At 64.8% G+C, this 1,493-nt stretch carries 3 protein-coding genes and 1 pseudogene; all 4 read left to right on the forward strand.

Annotated features, from left to right (window positions below; translation table 11 throughout):
- The coding region (locus tag B3849_RS08215) for a phage portal protein (protein WP_286780010.1) at positions 1 to 420 on the forward strand (420 nt) is incomplete at its 5' end.
- The gene (locus B3849_RS08220) at positions 413 to 637 is read left to right on the forward strand and encodes a GTA head formation protein, RCAP_rcc01685 family (RefSeq protein ID WP_005852894.1); all 225 of its coding nucleotides are present in this window, start codon (positions 413 to 415) and stop codon (positions 635 to 637) included. The genes B3849_RS08215 and B3849_RS08220, both read left to right, overlap by 8 nt.
- Positions 638 to 662: 25 nt before the next feature.
- Positions 663 to 1,277, forward strand: a complete 615-nt coding sequence (locus tag B3849_RS08225) for an HK97 family phage prohead protease (RefSeq protein ID WP_081781233.1) — start codon at positions 663 to 665, stop codon at positions 1,275 to 1,277.
- A 4-nt stretch (positions 1,278 to 1,281) separates the two neighbouring features.
- A pseudogene (locus tag B3849_RS08230) lies at positions 1,282 to 1,493 on the forward strand (phage major capsid protein); the annotation flags it as partial.

Consider the following 1,493-nt stretch of genomic DNA (forward strand, 5'->3'; position numbering starts at 1 on the left):
GGGCGGCCGATGCTGCTGGAAGGCGGGTTGGATTGGAAGCCGATGGGGTTTTCGCCCTCGGACATGGAGTTTCACCGCACCAAGGAGGCGGCGGCGCGGGAAGTGGCGCTGGCTTTTGGAGTGCCGCCGATGCTGCTGGGGATCGCGGGGGATGCGACCTATGCCAATTATCAGGAGGCGCATCGGGCGTTCTACCGGCTGACGGTCCTGCCTTTGGCCACGCGGGTTGCCGCGGCGCTTGGCGCATGGCTGGCTGGGTTCACGCATGAGGCGGTGACGTTGAAGCCCGATCTGGATCAGGTGCCCGCCCTGGCGCAGGAGCGTGACGCGCAATGGGCGCGGGTGGCGGGGGCGGATTTCCTGACGCAGGCGGAAAAGCGGTCCTTGTTGGGGCTGCCAGCGGTGGCGGCGGATGGTTGAGGAGATGGGATATGACCGGTTTGAATGTGCGCCGGGGTTGCGGTTGCAGGCGCATGAGAGGGTGAGCGCGATCCACCACGAGAACCTTTTGCAGCGGCTCGACCGGCTGGAGGAGATGATGGAGCGGCTGGAACGGCGGTTGTGGTTGACCGTCTATGGTGTGGTCGCGGTGATTTTGGCGCAGGCGGTACAGTCGTTTCTGGTGGTCGCGCCGTAGCAATTTGAACGCAAGGGAGGGTGTCATGGAAGATGGCATGCGCTTCGGCCTCGGGTCGGAGAACGGGAGAGGTTTGCCCCAAATGGGTGCTGGGTTGGAACATAAGTTCGCGCGTTTCGACGAGGGGCTTGTGGTGGAGGGCGGCACCGAGATCAGCGGCTATGCCAGCCTGTTCGGGCGGGTCGATCAGGGTGGTGATCTGGTGGCACGGGGGGCTTATGGCGCGTCACTGGCGGCGGCCGAGGCCGCGGGGCGTCGGATCAAGATGCTGTGGCAGCATGATCCGGCACAGCCCATCGGTGTGTGGGATGAGCTGCGCGAGGATGCGCGGGGGCTTTGGGTCAAGGGGCGGCTGCTGGACAGTGTGGCGCGGGGCCGCGAGGCGGCGGCCTTGATCGAGGCCGGGGCGATTGATGGCCTGAGCATCGGCTATCGCACGCAGCGGGCGGCCAAGAATGACGCGGGCCAGCGGGTGCTGCAGACCCTGGACCTGTGGGAGGTGTCGCTGGTGACCTTTCCCATGCTCCCCACGGCGCGGATCGCGGCCAAGGGGGATTTTATCGCCATCGGAGACGTCTTGCGCGGCATGGCCGGTGTCTTTGACGAGGCGCGGCGGAATTTAAAACGGAACGGAGGGTAAGCGGATGGAACGACACGAGGATGACATGGGCACCGAGCCCCGAGGCGCGGTCGAGGAGATGCGCCGCGCTGTGGGAGGATTTGTGCAGGATTTCAAAGGGTTTCAGGACGAGATGACGACCAAGTTGCAACAAACGGAAGAGCGAATGACTATGTTGGATCGAAAGATGACTTTGCCGGCGCGCACACCATTGGCGGGGGCTGTAGAGACGGGCGC

The sequence above is a fragment of the Sulfitobacter sp. UBA4523 genome (assembly GCF_002388305.1).
Classification (GTDB): domain Bacteria; phylum Pseudomonadota; class Alphaproteobacteria; order Rhodobacterales; family Rhodobacteraceae; genus Sulfitobacter; species Sulfitobacter pontiacus.